Source organism: Streptomyces sp. NPDC058664 (assembly GCF_042716635.1).
Taxonomy (GTDB): domain Bacteria; phylum Actinomycetota; class Actinomycetes; order Streptomycetales; family Streptomycetaceae; genus Streptomyces.
Genome location: NZ_JBHXRW010000140.1, coordinates 1 through 5,027 on the forward strand (window position 1 = coordinate 1; position 5,027 = coordinate 5,027).

General features: G+C 71.4%; 3 protein-coding genes. All 3 read left to right on the forward strand.

Annotation, left to right across the window (positions count from 1 at the left end; all coding sequences use genetic code 11):
* Positions 1-101: 101 nt before the first annotated feature.
* On the forward strand, positions 102-1,820 hold the full coding sequence (locus ACFWUY_RS40525) for an AMP-binding protein (protein WP_384121793.1): 1,719 nt from the start codon (positions 102-104) through the stop codon (positions 1,818-1,820).
* 209 nt (positions 1,821-2,029) lie between these two features.
* Positions 2,030-3,256, forward strand: coding sequence for a cytochrome P450 (locus ACFWUY_RS40530; protein ID WP_384121795.1), 1,227 nt, complete (start codon positions 2,030-2,032; stop codon positions 3,254-3,256).
* Between the two features lie 75 nt (positions 3,257-3,331).
* Positions 3,332-4,792 (forward strand): MFS transporter, encoded by a 1,461-nt coding sequence (locus ACFWUY_RS40535; RefSeq protein ID WP_384121797.1) that lies wholly within the window; start codon positions 3,332-3,334, stop codon positions 4,790-4,792.
* Positions 4,793-5,027: the final 235 nt, after the last annotated feature.

The following is a 5,027-nucleotide window of genomic DNA, read 5'->3' on the forward strand; positions in this document are numbered from 1 at the left end:
TACCACGAGTACAAGACCCAGGACGAGAACCACCTCCTGGAGACCACCGGCAAGGAGCTGCGCAAGCTCATGAGCTGGGTGAACGACGAGGAGGCTGCCGCGTGACCCCCTCCGGCACCACGATCGGGGCCGGCGCCGGAAAGGCCGCCACGGCCGAGTTCCGGGCGGCCCGCGACTTCCTCCTCGCCCACCGCGGCGACCACCGGGCCGCGTACGAGGGCTTCGTGTGGCCCCGGCCCGAGCGCTTCAACTGGGCGCTCGACTGGTTCGACGTGATCGCCGAGGGCAACGAGCGCACCGCCCTGCACATCGTGGAGGAGGACGGCCGCGAGTCCCGGCACTCCTTCGCCCGCCTCTCCGCCCGCTCCTCGCGGCTCGCCGGCTGGCTGCGCGCCCAGGGCGTCCGCGCCGGTGACCGGATCCTCGTCATGCTCGGCAACCAGGTGGAGCTGTGGGAGACCGTCCTCGCGGCGATGAAGCTGGGGGCCGTCCTCACCCCGGCGACCCCGCAGCTCGGCCCGGCGGACCTGCGCGACCGGATCGAGCGGGCCCGGGTGGCGCACGTCGTCGTCGGGGCGGCGGACCGGGCGAAGTTCGACGGGGTGCCGGGCCCGTACACCCGGATCCTGGCCGGCGGCACCCCCGCCGACGCGGGCGCGGGCTGGCTCCCGTACGAGCGCTTCGAGACGCACGAGGGCGGGTTCGAGCCCGACGGTCCGACCCGCGCCGACGACCTGCTGACGCTCTACTTCACCTCCGGGACGACCTCGGCGCCGAAACTGGTGGAGCACACCCATGCCTCGTACCCCGTCGGCCACCTGTCGACGATGTACTGGATCGGGCTGCGCCCCGGAGACGTGCACCTGAACATCTCCTCGCCGGGCTGGGCCAAGCACGCCTGGTCCAGCCTCTTCGCTCCGTGGAACGCCGAGGCGACCGTCTTCGTGTTCAACTACGAGCGGTTCGACGCGGCCCGGCTGCTGTTCGAGATGGACCGGGTGGGGGTCACCTCCTTCTGCGCCCCGCCCACCGTGTGGCGGATGCTCATCCAGTCCGACCTCGGTCGGCTGCGGACGCCGCCCCGCGAGGCGGTGGGGGCCGGGGAGCCGCTCAACCCCGAGGTGATCGAGCGGGTCCGGGAGGCCTGGGGGGTGACCGTCCGGGACGGCTTCGGGCAGACCGAGACGAGTCTGGCCGTCGGCAACTTCCCCGGTGAGGATCTCGTCCCCGGCTCCCTGGGCCGTCCCGCCCCCGGCTTCACGGTGACGCTGCTCGACCCGTCGGGCGCGCCGGCCGACGAGGGCGAGATCTGCCTCGACCTGTCGGGCCCGGCCCGCCCGGTGGGCCTGACGACCGGCTACCACGGCGACTGGGAGCGTACGGGCGAGGCCATGGCGGGCGGCTTCTACCGCACCGGTGACATCGGCCGCCGTGACGCGGACGGCCGGATCACCTACGTCGGCCGCTCGGACGACGTCTTCAAGGCGTCCGACTACAAGATCAGCCCGTTCGAGCTGGAGAGCGTGCTCCTGGAGCACGAGGCGGTGGCGGAGGCAGCTGTCGTCCCGGCGCCCGATCCCCTGCGGCTCGCCGTCCCCAAGGCGTACGTGGTCCTCGCCGACGGCTTCGAGCCGGGTCCGGAGACGGCCGGGAGGCTCTTCGCGTACGCGCGGGAGGCGCTGGCCCCGTACAAGCGGATCCGGCGCATCGAGTTCGCCCCGCTGCCGAAGACGGTGTCCGGGAAGATCCGTCGCGTCGAGCTGCGGGCGGCGACCACGGCCGGTTCCTCGGCGGAGTACCGCGACGGCGACTTCCGCTGATCGCGGTCCGGGTCAAGTCAAGTCCGTTAAAAGGACGCGGATTTGGCAAGTTGCCAAACCCGCTCCCGGACACCGCGCTCAACAAAGAATACCGAACGGTAGCTATGTAATCTCGGGATAAGCGAGTCGCGAGATCCACGTTCTCGGCATCCGAGATCCGAGTTCCCTCTGCCCCTCCCCCTCCGATCCCTCTCAAGGACGGTCAAGACATGTCAGCGGAAACCCTGTCCGTGCCGGAGTCCTCCGAGGTCCCGTTCATCAACGTCATCGACCCCGAGTTCCGCTTCGACCTGCCCGAGGTCGCCCGGGCCCAGGCCGCGAGCTGGTACGCCGAGACCCCGCTCGGCATGCTCGTCCTGCGCCACGCCGAGGCCTCGGAGCTGGTCCGGGACAGTCGATTGACCCACAACGGCACCGGCTTCATGGAGCAGAACGGCATCAGCGGCGGCCCCGTCTACGACTGGTTCGTCAACGGCCTGGTGAACCAGGACGGCGACAGCCACCGCCGGCTGCGCGGTCTCGTCGGTCGCGCGTTCACCCCGCGCATGCTGGAGAACCTGCGCCCGGCCATCAGGCAGGCCTCCGAGCGCCTCGCCGACGAGATCGCCGCCAAGGAGGAGGTCGACTTCTTCGAGGCCTTCGCCGACGCGCTGCCGCTGACCGTCATGTCCGAGCTGCTCGGGGTGCCGGCCGAGGACTACCCGCGCTTCAGCAACTGGAGCTCGGAGATCGGCCTCGTCTTCAGCCTCGCCCTCGGCGGTGACATACCGGGCCGCGTCGAGGCCGCCGTCGTGGGCCTGTACGCGTACGTGGACGCCCTGATGGCCCAGAAGGCCGAGGCGCCGACCGCGGACCTCGTCTCCGCCCTCGTCACCGCCCAGAAGGAGGACGTCGACGGGGCCAGGGTGAGCCTTGAGGAGCTTCGCAACCTCGTCGTCACCATGGTGTTCGCCGCGCACGACACCACGCGCCTCCAGCTGGCCAACGCCATGGTCACCTTCGCCGAGCACCCCGACCAGTGGGCCCTGCTCCGCCAGCGCCCCGAGCTCGCCCCGCGGGCGGTCGAGGAGGTCATGCGCTGGCGCCCCTCCTCCAACGCCGTGTACCGGTACGCGGCCGAGGACATCGAGTTCCGCGGCCAGAAGATCCCCGAGGGCACGATGTTCATGATCGGCGTGCAGGCGGTGCAGCGCGACCCGCTCGCGTACCCCGGCGGTGACGTCTTCGACATCACCGTGGACCGCAAGACGGCCGTGATGCAGTTCGGCGGCGGCCCGCACTACTGCCTGGGCGCCCCCCTCGCCCGGATGGAGATCACCGAGGCGCTGCCCGCGCTCGCCCGCCGCCTCGGCGCCCCGAGCGTCGTCGGTGACGTCACCTGGCGTCCGGCGATCGGCATCACCGGCCCCAACGAACTTCAGCTGCGCTTCGGCTGATCCCTCGTCACGGACACCCCACCACCGTGCACGAACCCCCACCGAAAGAAAGTCCATGAAGACCATGGAGGTCTTGTGAGCACGTCGACACCAGCCAAGAAGACAGGACTCGTCCTGTTTCTGCTGGCCTTCTCCCAGTTCATCATCAGCGTCGACCTCAACATCGTCTACGTCGCGCTGCCCGACATCGGCAACGCCCTCGGCTTCTCCGCCCAGTCCTTGCAATGGGTCGTCTCCGCCTACGCGGTGGCCTTCGGCGGCCTGCTGCTCTTCGGCGGACGCGCGGTCGACCGCATCGGCGCCCGCCGGCTCTTCATGACCGGTCTCGCCTTCTACGCGGTCTCCTCGCTCGTCGGCGGTCTCGCCACCACCCAGGGCGTCCTCATCGGCGCCCGCCTCTTCCAGGGTGTCGGCGGCGCGCTGCTCTTCCCGGCGGTGCTCGCCCTGATCGCCACCTCCTTCGAGGGCGCCCAGCGCAACAAGGCGTTCGCCGTCTGGGGCGCCGCCGGCTCGCTCGGCCTCGCGGCCGGCGCGCTGCTCGGCGGTGTGCTGACCGACCTGGTCTCCTGGCGCTGGATCTTCTTCATCAACATCCCGCTGGCGCTGATCGCCCTGCTCCCGGCCCCGTCGGCGATCCGTCCGGACGGCCCGGCGAACCTCTCCAAGGGCTTCGACATCCCGGCCGCGCTGCTCTCCACGATCGGTGTCTCCGCGATCGTCACCGGCCTGGTCACCGGCCCCGAGGAGGGCTGGTCCTCCAACCTCGCCCTCGGCTCCCTGGTCGTCGGCGCCGTCCTCCTCATCGCCTTCTTCGTCACCGAGGCGAAGACCGCCAACCCGCTCATGCCGCTCCGGCTCCTGAAGAACCGGCCGCTGGTCGTCGCCATGGCCGTCCTCTTCGTCTTCCAGACGGCGCTGGCCGGCGCGTACTACACCTTCACCACCTACGTGCAGCCGGTCCTCGGCTACAGCGCGATCCAGGCGGGCCTCGCCTTCCTGCCGCTCACGCTGGTCTCCATCATCGGCTCGGGCAAGCTCGCGCCGAAGTTCATGGAGCGGTACGGCATGCGCGCCACGCTGTCGACCGGCATGGTCGTCAACGGCATCGGCATCGCGGTGACCATCCTCGGCATGTCCGTCGGCGGTTCCTTCTACGCCCTGCTGCCCGGCTCCGTCATCTGGGGCATCGGCGGCGGTCTCGTCTTCGTCTCCGTCTTCGCCTCCGCCAGCTCGGGCGTCGGCCCCGAGGAGCAGGGCGTGGCGAGCGCGATGGCCTCCACCTCGCAGCAGGTCGGCGGCGCGGTGGGCCTCGCGTTCCTGGTCGCGATCGCCAACTCCACCTTCTCCGGCACCTACGCGGAGGCCGCGAAGGCGGACATCCTGTCGGGCCTGCACCTGGCCGGCTACGTCGGCGCCGGCCTCCTGGTCCTGGGCGGCCTCCTCGCCCTGGCCCTGAAGAAGGACTCACCGTCGGCCACCGCCAAGGTCGAGGGCAGCGACATGTCCGAGAAGTCCCCGCAGCCCGTGTCCGGCTGAACGGGGTCGTCCCGTGCGTCGCGGACGGCGCCGTGCTCCTCCCTTCCGGAGCACGGCGCCGTCTGCCGTTCCCGCCACAAGCGCACAGGGGCGGGCCACCCCCCGGGGGGGCCCCCCCGGGCGGGGGCGGTCCCGGGGCGGGCCCCCCCCGCAGGCACGCTAAGCTGCCCAGACGCCGGGGGCGCCGGCCCGGGCCCGGCCGGTCGCGGATTGCCGACCGGCCGGCCCGGAGCGC